Raw genomic sequence first — 13,753 nt, 5'->3', positions numbered from 1 at the left:
ATTAATTAGGTATTAGTATGGCACGTTCAATATGGAAAGGGCCTTTTGTAGACGGTTATTTAATAAAGAAAGTTCAAAAATTAATGGAATCAGGTAAATCTGAAATGATTAAAACTTGGTCTAGAAGGTCAACGATTTTACCTATTTTTGTAGGGTTTACCTTTTCTGTGCATAATGGAAATAAATTTATTCCGGTTTCTGTAAATGAAGAAATGGTTGGAAGAAAATTAGGTGAGTTTGCTCCTACTAGAACATTTCACGGTCATGGAGCAGATAAAAAAATCAAAAGAAAATAAAGATTTATATGGTACAGGAAAATAAAAATTTTGCTACGGCACAAGCTAAATCTATTAGAGTAAGTTCAAGGAAGCTCAATTTAGTTGCAGCCTTTATTAGAAATATGAAAGTATCTGAAGCATTGGTACAATTAACTTTTTCTCCTAAAAGAATTGCAAAAGTTGTAAAAGATTGTTTACAATCTGCTGTTGCAAATGCTGAAAATAATTTAGGTCTAGATATAGATAGATTGGTTATTACTAAAGCGACTGTAGGTAAGGCTTTAGTAATGAAAAGAGTTATGCCAAGAGCAAAAGGAAGAGCAACTAGAATAAATAAGTTTTTTAGTAATCTTTATATAACTGTTACAGAAAAAGAGGATAATTAAAATGGGGCAGAAAGTTTGTGCACATGGTTTTAGAGTTGGACCGACTTTAATTAAAGGTTGGGATTCCATATTATATGCAGAAAAACATTATAAAACTCTTTTTATACAAGATTTAAAAATTAGGGATTTAATAAATAAGGGTTTTAATCAAGCCCAAATTAGTAGAGTTTTAATTGAACGCCCGTCTAATAAAAGTATTATAATTAATATTAATGCCAAAAAACCAAATATCATTATCGGTAGAAACGGTAGTGAAATTGATAAGCTAAAAAAAGCTATCGAGAAAATGACTTCTTTAAAAGAAGTTTATATAAATATTCACGAAGTTCGAAAATTTAATATAGATGCTGCTATAGTAGCTCAAACTATAGCACTACAGCTTGAAAAAAGAGTTTCTTTTAGAAAAGCCATGAAAACAGCAATTCAGGCGTCATTTAAACAAGGTGGACAAGGTATCAGGGTTAGTTGTTCAGGACGACTTGGAGGTGCTGAAATTGCTAGAACCGAATGGTATATAGAAGGAAGAATGCCGTTACATACTTTAAGAGCTGATATTGATTATTCAACAGCTGAGGCTATAACTACTTATGGAGTTATAGGGGTTAAAGTGTGGATTTATAAAGGTGAATATACAGAAAATAAAAGATATAATTAATTTTAAGTATTAAAATGTTAGCTCCGAAAAAACAAAAATTTAGAAAAGCTCATAAGGGTAGGGTTGCTTCAACAGCAAAAGCAGGTACGACGCTTGCTTTTGGATCATTTGGTCTAAAATCTATAGATGGTTGGCGTGTTACTGCAAGACAAATAGAAGCAGGAAGAAAAGCTGCTACTAGATGTATGAAAAGGCAAGGAAGATTATGGATTCGCATTTTTCCGGATGTTCCCGTTTCTCAAAAGCCTGCCGAAGTAAGAATGGGTAAAGGTAAAGGTTCTCCTGAATTTTTTGCAGTTAGAGTTTCGCCTGGAAGAATTATGTTTGAAATTGAAGGGGTAGAAGAAAATGTTGCACTTAGAGCTTTGGAGCTTGCAAGTGCAAAATTACCTGTTAGAACAAGGATAGTGAGACGTTATGAATGATTTAAAATTATTAAGAAGTAAGTTATCTACTGAAACAATAGAAGAGCTTTATAAAAACCTTAATCTTTTAAAAAAAGAATTGTTTAATTTAAGATTTCAACAAGCTTTAGGTGATTTAAAAAATACTAGTAGGTTTTCGTTAGTCAAAAAGTCTATAGCACGTATTAAAACTGAATTAACAAAAAGAGCTAATAGTGAGGAATATTAAAATGCCGAAAAGATTGTTACAAGGTGTGGTTATAAGTTCAAAAGCTGATAAGACGGTTACAGTAAAAGTAGAAAGAAAGTTTAAGCATCCTATTTATAAAAAATTTGTGAAAGTATCTAAAAAATATGCTGCTCATGATTCAGAAAATAAATATCAAGAAGGAGATAAAGTTAGTATAATTGAAAGTCGGCCTATCTCAAAAACCAAAACATGGGTAGTGGTAAATGGGGAATAAAGTTTTTTAATCTTTGACTTTATAAGGTAGATTGTTTATTTTATTTCTCGTGTATAAAAAATTGGAAGTAGTTTATGATTCAAATGCAGAGCATCTTGGAAGTTGCAGATAATTCCGGTGCTAAAAAAGTTATGTGTATTAAAGTTTTAGGTGGCTCTCACCATATGGTGGCAAAGCTGGGTGATGTTATAGTTGTATCTGTTAAAGACGCTATACCCGGCGGTAAGGTTAAAAAGGGTGATGTTTATAAAGGCCTGATTGTTCGTACCAAGACTGGAGTAGTAAGACCTGATGGTAGTACAATAAAATTTGATCAAAACGCATTAGTGCTTTTGAATAAACAAGATGAACCTATCGGTACTAGAGTTTTTGGTCCTGTTACAAGAGAACTTAGAGCGAAAAAATATGTTAGAATAATGTCGCTTGCAGAGGAAGTGTTATAAATGATTAAATTAAAAGTAAAAAAAGGTGATGAAGTTGTTGTTATTACCGGAAAGCACAAAGGAAAAAAAGGTAAAATATTAAAAGTTTTCCCGGAGGACAGTAAAGTAATTGTTTCTGGAGTAAATGTAGTAAAAAAGCATACTAAACCTAATCAAATGAGTGAAGGCGGGATAATAACTAAAGAATTACCTATACATATCTCAAATATTGCACACATCGATCCAAAAACCGGTAACCCTACCAAGGTAGCTTTTAAATTCTTAGAAGACGGTTCTAAGGTTAGAGTAGCAAAGAAATCAGGGGAAATTATTGGTAAGGAAGGTAAATAATGTTAAGATTTAAAGAATTATATCAGCAAAAAATTATTGAAAACTTACAAAAAAAATTTTCTTATAAAAATAAACACGAAATACCGCAAATTAAGAAAATTGTTATAAATATGGGAGTAGGGGAAGCAACAGCCAATTCCAAAGTAATTAATAATGCAGTAAATGATCTTACTTTGATTTCCGGTCAGAAGCCGGTTGTAACGTTAGCAAGAAAATCTATTGCAACTTTTAAGTTACGCGAAAATATGAAAATAGGTTGCAAGGTTACATTACGTAAAGATAGAATGTATGATTTTTTAGAGAGGTTAGTAATTGTTGCATTACCCCGTGTTAAGGAATTTCGCGGTTTTTCTTATAAAAGTTTTGATGGTAAAGGGAATTTTACTTTTGGGTTAAAAGAGCAGATCGTTTTTCCTGAAATTAATTACGATAAAATCGATACAATAAGAGGTATGGATATTACAATCGTTACATCTGCTAAAACAGATCAAGAAAGTAAATTTTTGTTATCAGGGTTTAATTTACCTTTTTATAATTAATTTTTAGGATATATATAATGGCAAAAGTAAGTTCTATAAAAAAGAACGAAAGTAGGAAAAAAAAATCACAAAGTTTACATAATAAACGTTTAGCACTAAAAAGTAAAATTTATGATAAAAATATTTCATTAGAAGAGCGTTTTTCTTTGGTAATGTCACTTGCACAATTACCTAGAAATTCATCATCTACTAGAATAAGAAATAGATGTGAGCTTACAGGTAGACCAAGAGGTGTTACAAGAAAGTTTGGTATATCGAGGAATAAGCTTAGAGAATTAATAGGCAGAGGCTTAGTTCCCGGTGTAGTTAAGTCAAGTTGGTAAAAGTCGATAGGTAAATCATATGTCAATGACGGATAATGTAGCAGATATGTTAACTAGAATTAGAAATGCTTATAAAAGCAAATTGATAAATGTTTCTTTTCCTAGTTCTAAAATTAAAACTTCAATTTTAGATGTGTTGCAAAAAGAAGGTTATATAAAAGATTATATAACTACTCAAAAAAATAATATTAGTTATACTGAGGTAGCTTTAAAATACTCTGTTAATGGCGATGCTTCTATATGCGAAATTCATAGAGTATCAAAGCCTGGAAAAAGAGTATATTCTGCTATTAAAGATTTGAAAGGATATTATAATAATATGGGTATATATATTCTTTCTACTCCTTACGGTGTTATGTCTGATAGAGAAGCTCATATTAAAAATGTCGGCGGCGAAGTAATTTGTAAAGTATTTTAAGGTAAAAAATGTCACGTGTTGGAAAATTGCCAATTACTATACCTGAAGGTGTAAAAATTGGTTTAAATGATTTAGAAGTAAAAATATCCGGACCTAAAGGCGAATTATCAAAAACTTTTAAAGGTAATATAGCAATTTCATTGGCAGAAAATAAGCTTTTAGTAAAACCTTTAGCCGCAAAGAAAAATGCACGTGCTATGTGGGGGACTGCAAGAAGCATAATATCAAATATGGTTACCGGCGTTAAAGAAGGTTTTAAGCTTAAACTCGAAATTAACGGAGTCGGTTACAGGGCGATGGTAAAAGGTAAATATTTAAATTTAATGCTTGCTAAAAGCCATAATACAAAAATTGAAATACCTTCAGATATTAAAATAGAGATGCCTAAGCAAAATATTATTATTCTTGAGGGAACAGATAAAGAAAAATTAGGACAATTTGCTTCAATTATTATAAAACAGAGACCACCTGAGCCTTATAAAGGAAAAGGAATTAAATTTGAAAATCAATTTATACCGCGTAAAGAAGGTAAGAAAAATTAAATTTAAGAGTTAAATATGCGTAGTGCTAAGCTAAAATTTGAAAAAAGAAGAAGTAGAATAAGACATAAAATATCTAAAACATCTAATAGAGTTAGATTATCAATATTTAAGTCAGGTAGACATATATATGCACAAATTATTGATGATTCTAAGTCTATAACGATTGCTGCTGCTTCAACTTTAGATGAGAAAAGAAAAAAATCTCATTGTAATATTGAACATGCTATCAAAGTAGGCGAAGAAATAGCAAAAAAAGCTTATGCTGCAGGGATAAAAGACGTAGTGTTTGATAGAGGCGGATATAAGTATCACGGTGTTGTAAAAGCGCTAGCTGATGCAGCTAGAGAGAAAATAAAATTTTAGGTTATAAGGTTGTAGTAATGTCTAAAGTTAAAAAAAATGACGAGACTTTAAGTGAAGTTTTAGTTGATGTAAATAGAGTTACAAAAGTAGTAAAAGGCGGTAGAAGCTTTGCTTTTTCTGCTTATGTAGTGGTCGGTGATAAAGCTGGCAGAGTCGGAGCGGGACACGGAAAAGCTAAAGAAGTAAATGAAGCTCGAGGAAAGGCAAAACAAGCCGCTAAAAAGAGAATGATGAAAGTACCGTTATATCAAAATAGGACTATTCACCATGACGTTGTCGGTAAAAGTGGAGCTGCTAAAGTGATTTTAAGAAGAGCTAAAGCAGGTACAGGCGTTATAGCCGGAGGATCTATGAGAGCAATTTTTGACTCTTTAGGCATTCATGATGTTGTTGCTAAATCAATAGGTTCAACGAATGTTTACGCAATGATTTCTGCAACATTTGATGCATTAAATAAACTTGCATCACCAAAATCTATTGCTATGAGAAGAGATAAAAAAGTAAATGAAATATCTGTAAAATCTGCTGACATTCAAGTTAATGAATAATGTTGCATAAGTAAGGTGAAGTTATGAATAATAAGATCAATAATATAAAAATTACTCAAGTTCACAGTGCTATAGGTCGTAAGTATGATCAAAGGTTGATATTAGTTGGGCTTGGTTTAAACAAAATTAATAAGAGCGTTATTCTTGCAAATACTAATTCAATCAAAGGGATGGTTAAAAAAGTAAAGCATTTGTTAAAAATAGAAAATATGTAATTAGAGTTTTTAAATGAAATTAAATGAATTATATAATAATATAGGTGCTAAAAAAAATAAGAAAAGAATAGCACGCGGTATTGGTAGTGGTAAAGGAAAAACCGGCGGTAGAGGAATTAAAGGTCAAAAATCTAGATCCGGCGTTGCAATAAAAGGTTTTGAAGGTGGTCAAACACCTATGATCAAAAGACTACCTAAAAGAGGGTTTAATTGTATTTCAACTAAAAAATACAATATAATAAATATTTATAATATTGAAGAAGCATTAGCCGATGGGCGTTTAAGTGCTGATGATAATATTACGAAAGAAAAATTGGTAGAAGCCAGAGTAGTTAATAATAAAAATAATAAGAAATTAGTGAAATTATTATCTATTTGTAGTGATGATTTCGCTGCTCCTCTATCATTAAAATTAGATGCTTATTCTGCTAAAGCTAAGGATTTAATCGAGAAAGCAGGTGGAAAATTATTATAGTATATGGGGCAGAATTTTTCTAAAAAATCCGGTAATGATTTAGTTAGTCGCATTGTTTTTACTATGCTCATTCTTATAGTATGTAGATTTGGGTCTTTTATACCTATACCTGGTATAGATTCAATTGCTTTAAGTAGTGTGGCTGCAAAGAATCAATCCGGAATACTCGGAATGTTTAATATGCTATCCGGAGGATCGCTAGGTAGAATGTCCATTTTTGCTTTAGCAATTATGCCGTATATTACTGCCTCAATTATTATCCAATTAATGTCAGTTGCATATAAACCTTTGGAAAATTTAAAAAAAGAAGGGGAAGTCGGCAAAAGAAAAGTAAATCAGCTATCGAGATATTTAACGGTTCTACTTGCTTCTTTTCAGGCTTATGGAGTTGCTATAAGTTTAGAGTCGATTGTAACAAATACTGGTCCTGTAGTAATCTTAGCAGGTTTTTTCTTTAGAGTTACAACCGTAATTACTTTAGTTGTAGGCACGATGCTATTAATGTGGTTAGGAGAACAAATTACACAGCGCGGAATAGGTAATGGTACGTCTTTAATTATATTTATAGGTATAATTTCAGGAGTACCTAGTGCTATTATTAGTATGTTTGAATTATCAAGAAAAGGAGCATTATCGCCTTTAATAGCGATAGCTGTTTGTATTGGAGTAGTTGTATTAATAGCTATAATTATATTTTTTGAAAGAGCCCAAAGAAAATTATTGGTGCAGTATCCTAAAAGACAAGTAGGAAATAAAATTTATGGAGGCGAAGCAACCCATATGCCTCTCAAGTTAAATACTGCTGGTGTAATACCTCCAATATTTGCTAGTTCAATTTTACTATTTCCTGCTACGCTTGCTAATTTTTCTAATAGTAATTCAGAAACTATGGGCATGCTTACTTATTACTTAGGGCATGGAAAACCTGTATATATTTTATTATATGTAGCATTAATTATGTTTTTTAGTTTTTTTTATACTGCAATAGTATTTAATTCTGAAGAAACTGCTAATAATTTAAGAAAATACGGTGCTTATATTCCAGGTAAAAGACCAGGAAAAAATACGTCTGATTATTTTGATTATATACTTACAAGGCTTACGGTTATAGGTGGGATATATTTAAGTGTAATATGTGTAATTCCGGAGCTATTAATGAATAAATATGTAATCTCTCTTTCTTTAGGAGGTACGAGTTTTTTAATTGTAGTGAATGTGGTACTTGATACTATGACTCAGATTCAAACTTACTTATTTAGTAGTAAGTATGAAGGTTTAATGAAGAAAATAAAATTAAAAAATTAAAAATGAGTTTAAATAGTGATAGTAATTTTTTTAGGTCCTCCAGGAGCGGGAAAGGGCACACAAGGAAAAAAGATAGCTAAAAAAATTGATTTACCACATATAGCAATCGGTGATATATTTAGAACGATTATTAAAACATCAACTAGTGAAGCAGAGTTAATTAATAATTATGTTAGGCAAGGGGAGCTTATCCCTAATGAAATAGTTAATCAAGTAATCAAAAATTTTTTATTATCCTTTGAATATAAAAACGGCTACATATTAGATGGATATCCGCGTAATTTAGAGCAAGCGCAATTTTTTGAATCATTTATTAAAGAAAAAATTAAAATAATATATTTTGATGTTTCAGGTGAATTATTAATTAAAAGAATTTTAGGAAGATATAGTTGTAAAAATTGCGGTAAAATATATAATAGGTACTTCTTGCAGCCTAAAACTGATAATGTATGTGATGTTTGCGGTTCAAGTACATTTGATTATAGAAAAGACGATAATGAAGAAGTAATAAAAAAAAGAATTGAAGTATATAAAACAGAAACATATCCGTTAATAGATTATTATAAAAATAGTGGTAATTTTTATATAGTTAATGGCAGTAAAAATGAACAAGAAATAGCAATGGATATACAGAAAATACTAAAAATAAATTGACTTTATCAAAGATTTTTATATTATCTTTTAGTTACCAGTAAAATGTTGGAGATTATTTGTGGCAAGAATTGCAAGTGTTAATATTCCTGATAATAAACGTGTAGTTGTGAGTTTAACTTACATTTACGGTCTTGGGCCTACTATGGCAGCAGAGATCTGTAATAAAGCAAAAATATCGAAAGATAAAAAAGTGAAAGAACTGACAGATCAAGAGTTAATAGGCTTACGTAATATTATTGAAAGTGAGTATAAAGTTGAGGGTGATTTAAGACGAGAAGTTACGCTTAATATTAAGAAAAAGAAAGATATAAGATGTTATCAAGGACTTAGACATATACGTAAGTTGCCGGTGAGAGGACAGAACACGCATTCTAATGCTCGAACTAGAAAAGGTAAAGCTATTGCGATAGCCGGAAAGAAAAAAGCTGTAAAATAATAGTTTAAGTATAGAGTATAAATAATGAATCAGACGGTTAAAGTTAAGAAAAAGAAAAAAACTATCACTCTTGGTGTTGTGCATATCCGAGCATCATTTAATAATACTATAGTAACATTTACTGATATCCAAGGTAATACCATTTCTTCTGCATCGGCAGGAGGTAATGGGTTTAAAGGGGCAAGAAAAGCAACACCTTATGCAGCTCAAGTAACAGTTGATAGAGCATCGGAAAAAGCAAAAGAATATGGTCTAAAAACTATTTCTATTAGGATTGGAGGACCGGGGGCTCAGCGTGAATCAGCAATGAGAGCTTTATTCGGACAAAATTTTGTGGTTACATCAATTTTAGATGTATCGTCAATTGCTCATAATGGAGTAAGACCGCCAAAAAGAAGAAGAGTATAAGAGAATCATAGGTATTAAATGTTATCGTTAAGTAAAAATTGGAATACTTTAATAAAGCCGAATAAAGTTGCTTATGAAAATTTTCCAGAAACCAATAATAAAGCTAAAATTGTAGTTGAACCTTTAGAAAGAGGTTTTGGTTTAACACTCGGTAATGCTATGAGAAGAGTATTACTTTCTTCTTTACAAGGAGCAGCTATCACGTCTATAAAGATCCCTGCTATAGAACATGAATTTTCTTCTATACCCGGTGTAAAAGAAGATGTATCAGAAGTGATTTTAAACATTAAAGGTATTGAAGTAAAAATGCATGTTGCAGAAAAACGTATCATGAAATTAAAAGCAACAGGACCTTGTGTTGTAACGGCCGGTATGATTGAGACAGGTCATGATGTAGAAATACTGAATCCGGATCATGTAATTTGTGATCTAGCTAAGGACAAGCAGCTTGAAATGGAATTAACTTGCAAGGTTGGTAAAGGATATGTACTTAGCACAAATAATTATGAGGATAATTTACCTATTGGTGAAATAGCTATAGATGCTTTATTTAATCCGGTAAAAAGTGTTACTTATAAGGTAGAAAATACTAGGGTAGGTCAGGTTACCGATTATGATAAATTAATTATGTTTGTAGAAACTAACGGTGCTGTATTACCTGAAATGGCTGTAGGTTTAGCTGCACGTATTTTACAGGAGCAATTACAATTATTTATTTCTTTTGAAGAACAGGAAGAAGATAAGCAAGTTAAAACTGATGCTTTACCATTTTCACCTTATTTACTTAAGAGAGTTGATGAATTGGAATTATCGGTTAGATCGGCAAATTGTTTGAAAAATGATAATATAATATATATAGGGGATCTAGTAAAAAGAACGGAAGCCGATATGCTAAGAACTCCAAATTTTGGTAGAAAATCTTTAAATGAGATTAAAGAAATATTGGCAAAATTTAATTTAAGATTCGGTATGGATGTACCGGATTGGCCACCGGAAAATATGCAGGAATTATCTAAACGTTATGAAGATTCTTATAATTAAGGACTAAAAAATGCGACATAAAATTAAAGGCAGAAAGTTAAATGTAACAAGTAGTCATCGGCAAGCAATGCTCGCTAATATGGCTGTAGCACTTGTAACCCATGAACAAATTAAAACTACTTTACCAAAAGCTAAGGAATTAAGACCTTATATTGAAACTCTAATTACTAAAGCTAAAAAAGCTGATTTAATGGTAAGAAGAAGCGTTTTATCAAAAATAAAAGATAAAACAGCAGTAGAAAAGCTTATAAATATTTTAGGTACCAGATATAAAGATAGACCTGGCGGTTATACTAGAATAATAAAAGCCGGATTCCGTTATGGTGATTTAGCACCGATAGCATATATTGAATTTGTAGATAGAGATATTAATGCTAAAGGAAATATACAGCAAGATGCTAATGAAGAAATTAAAAATTAAAATATAAGGGACTCGGTGATGGCTAATCATTCTTCAGCAAAAAAAGCTGCTAGACAAACAGTAAAAAGAACTCTAATCAATAAAAAACGATCTAGTGCAATAAAAACTTTTATAAAGAAAGTTGTACATGAAATCAGTCTTGGTAATAAAGAAAATGCTAACATAGCTTTATCTGTTGCTCAGTCTAAGATAATGCAAGGTGTGAAAAAAAATATAATTAAATTAAATACCGCCTCAAGAAAAATCAGCAGATTATCAAGGCAAATAAAAAGTTTGAAAGTAAATAACACTTTATAGTAATTTAAAAGCAAAAACTAATAAAATTTTGCTAAATTATTTATATACTTCTTATTGATTATAAATGATGTTATTTTACTAATTAATAAAAAATATGGGCGATTAGCTCAGCTGGTAGAGTATCTCGTTTACACCGAGAGTGTCGGCGGTTCGAGTCCGTCATCGCCCACCAATCAAAAGTTTTTAGTATTTCAACGATCAAACAATGAATGAAGCTTAAACTCAAGTTTTTCAGTTTTAAATGTTGCAATAGTTAAACCTATCAAGAAAAACAATATCTTTGTGAAATGGCATTTCTCACTAAGTATATATTAGTTAATAATTTAATGCCATTGCTAGAAAATTACAAAGTAATTGACGAAATAATCCAGTATAAAAATACTAAATTTTAGCATTTTTTAGTACTTTTTCTAAATTCCCGGGTTCTTTATAGTTATAGTTTTTTATTGTGTAAATCAGGAAATACGTTCAGTTTCATACAATAGACCTCTTCAGACATTCTACTTCTAGAGGTAATTTGTACGTCGATCCTTACCACTCATCCTCACATACTAGTATGTATGCTTCGGTTCAAAGTGAAGTGTCTCTTTCAAATTCCTCTCTAAATCCTTATTTCTGAAGAAGTCTAATAAAGTTTACGTTAATTCGTTGACAAGAAGAAAACGAGAAGAGATTGATATCGCTAGGGTTAAATAAAAATGGTATGCTATTAATTTGTCATCCCGTGGCTTGACCACGGCATCCAAAACTTTTTAAGGTTTTCTGGATACCGGGAACAAGTCCCGGTATGACAGTTTATATCTTTTTTATCTTGCTTTAGCCATAGTTACGTATTAATATTATACGTTACTTGGCTGATTGTTTTTGGAACCTGCGGTCAAGCGAACTAGAATGATATGGGTGGAATCGATCTGCGTAATAATGCTATATCGTGGTCAACAAGCCATGGTATGACACTGAATAAATTTCCTGATCCATACGAGTTTTTAGAATCTTTCATATACAGCATAATTCATAAAGCTTGATACAAGCGAATTTTGTACTATCGCCTTTGCTCACATATTAATATATGCCTAGCTCGCTCGCCTTGAAATTTATCTTGTCGGAACCTTTCTGAATTCTACTGTAATTCTTTTCTGCATTATTTATTACTTTTGCCTTTATTTTTACTAGATTTTCAAAAAAAAATAGCAAAGTATAAATTGTACGAGGAAGTGGAAGTTAAAGCAGCTAATAAAGTAAAATGATAGTTGTTTAAATACAATAATGCTACAAGCTGCGTTACTTCATGATACTATTGAGGATACAGAATTAACTGAAGAAATGATTAACGGCATTTTTGGAGCAGGAGGTAGCAAAACATGTAGAAGACCTAACTCGCATTAAAACCTTAAGGGAAAATTACTGCTGAAGAAAGCTTAAATCTATTAATTAAACAGCAAAGATATAATACGGCACTTATAAAATTTTTTGATAGAGTCCATAATATACAGACTTTAGGAGCTAAATCACCTGAGAAAAGAAAATATGCATTAAGGATTGTGATAAAGCAAATAACCACAATATTAATAACTTAAATTTTATAAGAATTAATGGATATATTTTATAGCATAGATAAGTTAATATTATATATGAACCTAAATTTACTATTGAGACAATAAAATTATTATGTATGATCTGTTCACTGGTGTAACCAAAGGTATTTTTTAATATATTACTACAATGTGAGTAGGTAAAATAAAATGATACCAGGCCATGCAACATTCAATTAAAAAATAAGCCAAACAGGTTTTTTTATTGACCTTTTCTTGTAGCAGAAAATGGTTTTTTAATTTTTTAATATTTATATCTCCTTTTTCAATAGCATCAGCTAAGCTTCCTTGAAGTTGGTGTTTTGCATCTGCAAATACAGGAGTTTCCTATAAAGTAGTTCGTGCAGTTAGTCCAATCACGGCAATAACTGCTCACATCCAAAAGGCTATACGCCAACTAAAACTATAGCTGGTAACTATAGATACTATACCGAGTGCTGCAACGCCTCCTACAGTAGATGCTGTGACAATCATAGCCACGCTTGAATATTGAGTAGGAGGTTTTGTGATTTCGGTTAAGTAAATTTGAGCCCCCATAATCTCGCCCATTGATTAGATCCCTTGAGCAACTCTACATAATGTTATAACTATAGGTAGCAGCTATACCTATTTCTGAGTAAGGAGCAAGAGTCGCTGTAATAGTAATTGCCATAATAGCTTTGGTGATAATAACAGTTACTTTTCTGCCTATATTGTCACTAATCCAACCAAATATTATAAGCCCCTACCGGTCTCAAAACGAAAGTAGAACAAAACGCAAAAGCATTAAGTAAGTGAATTAACAAAAGGATCATACTTAGGCAAAAATAAATCATTTAAAAGTATTACCATATGCACGTAAAGCATTAGGTCACAATACTCAAGAAATATACCAATAGATAAATAGTCCTATTGCTTCTTTTTGCTTATGTGTTAAGCTTCTTTGTTCTTTCTCATAGCCGAGTATAATTTCTTTACAAAAGTTAAATTGTAAAGAAATTATACTGTTTTATATAAAAGTCAATAGAAAATTTTGCTAAGAAGTCTATTGATGATTTCCTATTTTACCTTATTAACCCTAAATCTTTTTTTTCAATTCTTTTTATATCATTATTTGGCGTACCTGTATTTTTATTAGAAATAGTATTATTAATTAATTGTTTCCCAATTCTATTTACTATATTTTCTGTGCCGCTTAGTTCTAATTTCTTTTTTTACTGTATCGTTTTGTATTCCT

At 31.0% G+C, this 13,753-nt stretch carries 24 protein-coding genes, 1 tRNA gene and 2 pseudogenes; 25 read left to right on the top strand and 2 right to left on the bottom strand.

Annotated features, from left to right (window positions below):
- Positions 1–17 precede the first annotated feature (17 nt).
- From rpsS to BTU51_RS09430, 25 genes and pseudogenes are all read left to right on the top strand, one after another.
- Positions 18–296 carry a 30S ribosomal protein S19 gene (gene rpsS, locus BTU51_RS05735; RefSeq protein ID WP_004997794.1) on the top strand — a complete coding sequence of 93 codons (279 nt, stop codon included), beginning with the start codon at positions 18–20 and terminating at the stop codon, positions 294–296.
- Positions 297–304: 8 nt separating this feature from the next.
- Complete coding sequence (gene rplV, locus BTU51_RS05730) at positions 305–664, top strand: 50S ribosomal protein L22 (protein ID WP_004997796.1); 360 nt, start codon at positions 305–307, stop codon at positions 662–664.
- Between the two features lies 1 nt (position 665).
- Complete coding sequence (gene rpsC, locus BTU51_RS05725; protein WP_010977584.1) at positions 666–1,319, top strand: 30S ribosomal protein S3; 654 nt, start codon at positions 666–668, stop codon at positions 1,317–1,319.
- Positions 1,320–1,333: 14 nt separating this feature from the next.
- Entirely contained in the window at positions 1,334–1,744 is a 411-nt protein-coding gene (gene rplP, locus BTU51_RS05720; RefSeq protein ID WP_012151148.1) for a 50S ribosomal protein L16, read from the top strand.
- Positions 1,737–1,952, top strand: a complete 216-nt coding sequence (gene rpmC / locus BTU51_RS05715; RefSeq protein WP_004997809.1) for a 50S ribosomal protein L29 — start codon at positions 1,737–1,739, stop codon at positions 1,950–1,952. Before rplP ends, rpmC begins: the two co-directional genes overlap by 8 nt.
- Before the next feature lies 1 nt (position 1,953).
- Positions 1,954–2,187 carry a 30S ribosomal protein S17 gene (gene rpsQ / locus BTU51_RS05710; RefSeq protein WP_012151147.1) on the top strand — a complete coding sequence of 78 codons (234 nt, stop codon included), beginning with the start codon at positions 1,954–1,956 and terminating at the stop codon, positions 2,185–2,187.
- A 74-nt stretch (positions 2,188–2,261) separates the two neighbouring features.
- Positions 2,262–2,630, top strand: a complete 369-nt coding sequence (gene rplN, locus BTU51_RS05705) for a 50S ribosomal protein L14 (protein WP_012151146.1) — start codon at positions 2,262–2,264, stop codon at positions 2,628–2,630.
- A complete protein-coding gene (rplX, locus tag BTU51_RS05700; RefSeq protein ID WP_012151145.1) occupies positions 2,631–2,960 on the top strand; it encodes a 50S ribosomal protein L24 in 330 nt (109 codons plus the stop codon). It begins immediately after the preceding gene.
- The gene (gene rplE, locus BTU51_RS05695) at positions 2,960–3,499 is read left to right on the top strand and encodes a 50S ribosomal protein L5 (protein WP_012151144.1); all 540 of its coding nucleotides are present in this window, start codon (positions 2,960–2,962) and stop codon (positions 3,497–3,499) included. The genes rplX and rplE overlap by 1 nt, the downstream gene beginning before the upstream one ends.
- A gap of 17 nt (positions 3,500–3,516) precedes the next feature.
- Positions 3,517–3,822 (top strand): 30S ribosomal protein S14, encoded by a 306-nt coding sequence (gene rpsN, locus BTU51_RS05690; RefSeq protein WP_008580947.1) that lies wholly within the window; start codon positions 3,517–3,519, stop codon positions 3,820–3,822.
- 19 nt (positions 3,823–3,841) lie between these two features.
- Positions 3,842–4,240: a 30S ribosomal protein S8 gene (gene rpsH / locus BTU51_RS05685; protein ID WP_010977581.1), complete on the top strand. Its 399-nt coding sequence runs from the start codon at positions 3,842–3,844 to the stop codon at positions 4,238–4,240.
- 8 nt (positions 4,241–4,248) lie between these two features.
- A complete protein-coding gene (gene rplF, locus BTU51_RS05680; RefSeq protein ID WP_012151142.1) occupies positions 4,249–4,782 on the top strand; it encodes a 50S ribosomal protein L6 in 534 nt (177 codons plus the stop codon).
- Positions 4,783–4,797: 15 nt separating this feature from the next.
- Complete coding sequence (gene rplR, locus BTU51_RS05675) at positions 4,798–5,145, top strand: 50S ribosomal protein L18 (protein ID WP_012151141.1); 348 nt, start codon at positions 4,798–4,800, stop codon at positions 5,143–5,145.
- Positions 5,146–5,162: 17 nt separating this feature from the next.
- Positions 5,163–5,693, top strand: a complete 531-nt coding sequence (rpsE, locus tag BTU51_RS05670; protein ID WP_012151140.1) for a 30S ribosomal protein S5 — start codon at positions 5,163–5,165, stop codon at positions 5,691–5,693.
- A 23-nt stretch (positions 5,694–5,716) separates the two neighbouring features.
- The gene (rpmD, locus tag BTU51_RS05665; RefSeq protein ID WP_012151139.1) at positions 5,717–5,908 is read left to right on the top strand and encodes a 50S ribosomal protein L30; all 192 of its coding nucleotides are present in this window, start codon (positions 5,717–5,719) and stop codon (positions 5,906–5,908) included.
- Positions 5,909–5,921: 13 nt separating this feature from the next.
- Positions 5,922–6,383, top strand: coding sequence for a 50S ribosomal protein L15 (gene rplO / locus BTU51_RS05660; RefSeq protein ID WP_012151138.1), 462 nt, complete (start codon positions 5,922–5,924; stop codon positions 6,381–6,383).
- 3 nt (positions 6,384–6,386) lie between these two features.
- Positions 6,387–7,688, top strand: a complete 1,302-nt coding sequence (gene secY, locus BTU51_RS05655; protein ID WP_012151137.1) for a preprotein translocase subunit SecY — start codon at positions 6,387–6,389, stop codon at positions 7,686–7,688.
- A 15-nt stretch (positions 7,689–7,703) separates the two neighbouring features.
- Positions 7,704–8,342 (top strand): adenylate kinase, encoded by a 639-nt coding sequence (locus BTU51_RS05650; RefSeq protein WP_012151136.1) that lies wholly within the window; start codon positions 7,704–7,706, stop codon positions 8,340–8,342.
- 58 nt (positions 8,343–8,400) lie between these two features.
- The gene (gene rpsM / locus BTU51_RS05645; protein ID WP_012151135.1) at positions 8,401–8,778 is read left to right on the top strand and encodes a 30S ribosomal protein S13; all 378 of its coding nucleotides are present in this window, start codon (positions 8,401–8,403) and stop codon (positions 8,776–8,778) included.
- Between the two features lie 24 nt (positions 8,779–8,802).
- Entirely contained in the window at positions 8,803–9,186 is a 384-nt protein-coding gene (rpsK, locus tag BTU51_RS05640) for a 30S ribosomal protein S11 (RefSeq protein ID WP_012151134.1), read from the top strand.
- A gap of 18 nt (positions 9,187–9,204) precedes the next feature.
- Positions 9,205–10,227 (top strand): DNA-directed RNA polymerase subunit alpha, encoded by a 1,023-nt coding sequence (locus BTU51_RS05635; protein WP_012151133.1) that lies wholly within the window; start codon positions 9,205–9,207, stop codon positions 10,225–10,227.
- 10 nt (positions 10,228–10,237) lie between these two features.
- Positions 10,238–10,648 carry a 50S ribosomal protein L17 gene (gene rplQ, locus BTU51_RS05630; RefSeq protein ID WP_004997844.1) on the top strand — a complete coding sequence of 137 codons (411 nt, stop codon included), beginning with the start codon at positions 10,238–10,240 and terminating at the stop codon, positions 10,646–10,648.
- Positions 10,649–10,666: 18 nt separating this feature from the next.
- On the top strand, positions 10,667–10,945 hold the full coding sequence (gene rpsT / locus BTU51_RS05625) for a 30S ribosomal protein S20 (protein WP_004997845.1): 279 nt from the start codon (positions 10,667–10,669) through the stop codon (positions 10,943–10,945).
- 96 nt (positions 10,946–11,041) lie between these two features.
- A tRNA-Val gene (locus tag BTU51_RS05620) sits at positions 11,042–11,117 on the top strand.
- A gap of 1,085 nt (positions 11,118–12,202) precedes the next feature.
- Positions 12,203–12,498 (top strand): annotated as a pseudogene (locus BTU51_RS09430) (HD domain-containing protein); the annotation flags it as partial.
- A gap of 411 nt (positions 12,499–12,909) precedes the next feature.
- Here BTU51_RS09430 and BTU51_RS05605 read toward each other — a convergent pair.
- Together BTU51_RS05605 and BTU51_RS10035 are read right to left on the bottom strand one after the other, a co-directional pair.
- Positions 12,910–13,086, bottom strand: coding sequence for a hypothetical protein (locus BTU51_RS05605; protein ID WP_012151131.1), 177 nt, complete (start codon positions 13,084–13,086; stop codon positions 12,910–12,912).
- Positions 13,087–13,235: 149 nt separating this feature from the next.
- Positions 13,236–13,483: pseudogene (locus tag BTU51_RS10035) on the bottom strand (hypothetical protein).
- Positions 13,484–13,753 lie beyond the last annotated feature (270 nt).

It is taken from the genome of Rickettsia rickettsii, assembly GCF_001951015.1.
GTDB lineage: Bacteria > Pseudomonadota > Alphaproteobacteria > Rickettsiales > Rickettsiaceae > Rickettsia > Rickettsia rickettsii.
This window is presented reverse-complemented; position numbering and strand designations above follow the sequence as displayed.

What these genes read in the sequence shown, in the direction of transcription:
- rplN (WP_012151146.1), top strand. Translation starts at nt 2,262, where the DNA reads ATGATTCAAATGCAGAGCATCTTGGAAGTTGCAGATAATTCCGGTGCT.
- rpsE (WP_012151140.1), top strand. Translation starts at nt 5,163, where the DNA reads ATGTCTAAAGTTAAAAAAAATGACGAGACTTTAAGTGAAGTTTTAGTT.
- rpsN (WP_008580947.1), top strand. Translation starts at nt 3,517, where the DNA reads ATGGCAAAAGTAAGTTCTATAAAAAAGAACGAAAGTAGGAAAAAAAAA.
- rpsC (WP_010977584.1), top strand. Translation starts at nt 666, where the DNA reads ATGGGGCAGAAAGTTTGTGCACATGGTTTTAGAGTTGGACCGACTTTA.
- rpsK (WP_012151134.1), top strand. Translation starts at nt 8,803, where the DNA reads ATGAATCAGACGGTTAAAGTTAAGAAAAAGAAAAAAACTATCACTCTT.
- rpsS (WP_004997794.1), top strand. Translation starts at nt 18, where the DNA reads ATGGCACGTTCAATATGGAAAGGGCCTTTTGTAGACGGTTATTTAATA.
- rplF (WP_012151142.1), top strand. Translation starts at nt 4,249, where the DNA reads ATGTCACGTGTTGGAAAATTGCCAATTACTATACCTGAAGGTGTAAAA.
- rplX (WP_012151145.1), top strand. Translation starts at nt 2,631, where the DNA reads ATGATTAAATTAAAAGTAAAAAAAGGTGATGAAGTTGTTGTTATTACC.
- rpmD (WP_012151139.1), top strand. Translation starts at nt 5,717, where the DNA reads ATGAATAATAAGATCAATAATATAAAAATTACTCAAGTTCACAGTGCT.
- rpmC (WP_004997809.1), top strand. Translation starts at nt 1,737, where the DNA reads ATGAATGATTTAAAATTATTAAGAAGTAAGTTATCTACTGAAACAATA.
- rpsH (WP_010977581.1), top strand. Translation starts at nt 3,842, where the DNA reads ATGTCAATGACGGATAATGTAGCAGATATGTTAACTAGAATTAGAAAT.
- rplQ (WP_004997844.1), top strand. Translation starts at nt 10,238, where the DNA reads ATGCGACATAAAATTAAAGGCAGAAAGTTAAATGTAACAAGTAGTCAT.
- rpsQ (WP_012151147.1), top strand. Translation starts at nt 1,954, where the DNA reads ATGCCGAAAAGATTGTTACAAGGTGTGGTTATAAGTTCAAAAGCTGAT.
- rpsT (WP_004997845.1), top strand. Translation starts at nt 10,667, where the DNA reads ATGGCTAATCATTCTTCAGCAAAAAAAGCTGCTAGACAAACAGTAAAA.
- rplE (WP_012151144.1), top strand. Translation starts at nt 2,960, where the DNA reads ATGTTAAGATTTAAAGAATTATATCAGCAAAAAATTATTGAAAACTTA.
- BTU51_RS05605 (WP_012151131.1), bottom strand. Translation starts at nt 13,086, where the DNA reads ATGGGCGAGATTATGGGGGCTCAAATTTACTTAACCGAAATCACAAAA.
- rplP (WP_012151148.1), top strand. Translation starts at nt 1,334, where the DNA reads ATGTTAGCTCCGAAAAAACAAAAATTTAGAAAAGCTCATAAGGGTAGG.
- secY (WP_012151137.1), top strand. Translation starts at nt 6,387, where the DNA reads ATGGGGCAGAATTTTTCTAAAAAATCCGGTAATGATTTAGTTAGTCGC.
- rplO (WP_012151138.1), top strand. Translation starts at nt 5,922, where the DNA reads ATGAAATTAAATGAATTATATAATAATATAGGTGCTAAAAAAAATAAG.
- BTU51_RS05635 (WP_012151133.1), top strand. Translation starts at nt 9,205, where the DNA reads ATGTTATCGTTAAGTAAAAATTGGAATACTTTAATAAAGCCGAATAAA.
- rplR (WP_012151141.1), top strand. Translation starts at nt 4,798, where the DNA reads ATGCGTAGTGCTAAGCTAAAATTTGAAAAAAGAAGAAGTAGAATAAGA.
- rplV (WP_004997796.1), top strand. Translation starts at nt 305, where the DNA reads ATGGTACAGGAAAATAAAAATTTTGCTACGGCACAAGCTAAATCTATT.